At 66.2% G+C, this 680-nt stretch carries 1 pseudogene; it reads right to left on the reverse strand.

The features are described 5' to 3' along the window. Positions 1-680 (reverse strand): annotated as a pseudogene (locus L540_RS21170) (hypothetical protein); the annotation flags it as partial.

Here is a 680-nt window from a genome sequence, read left to right on the forward strand (position 1 = left end):
CGATATTGCTGAGCTTGAGGCCGCCGCCGTCGATACCGGCCGTGGTGATGCTCGGTCCACCAGTCAAGGTCAGGCCACTGGCTTGCAGCTGGGTGGTGCCTAGCGTCACGGCATCCACATTCAGGTTGCGGGACAGGGCGAAGCGGAGTTTGCTGTCGGTCGCGCCCTTGGTGATGGCCAGGTTGCTGTCCGGGCTAGAGAAATCCACGGTGGCGCCGGGTGCGACGTTGCTCGCGTTGGCGCCTTGCGCCGTGACGTTCCAACCGCTGTTGGCCACCGTGGAGACCGCCTGCAGCTGACCGACGTTCACGGCATCGGTCGTGGCGCTGCCGGCGGCGATATTACTGAGCTTGAGGCCACCGCCGTCGATGCCGGCGGTGGTGATGCTCGGGCCGCCGGTCAGGGTCAGGCCGCTGGCCTGAAGCTGGGTGGTTCCCAGCGTCACGGCATCCACATTCAGGTTGCGGGACAGGGCGAAGCGCAGTTTGCTGTCGGTCGCGCCCTTGCTGATGGCGAGATTGCTGTCGGCGCTAGAGAAATCCACGGTGGCGCCGGGTGCGACATTGCTTGCATTGGCGCCTTGCGCCGTGACATTCCAGCCGCTGTTGGCCACCGTGGAGACCGCCTGCAGCTGACCGACGTTCACGGCATCGGTCGTGGCGCTGCCGGCGGGCAATACG

The organism is Bordetella pseudohinzii (assembly GCF_000657795.2).
Taxonomy (GTDB): Bacteria; Pseudomonadota; Gammaproteobacteria; order Burkholderiales; family Burkholderiaceae_B; genus Bordetella; species Bordetella pseudohinzii.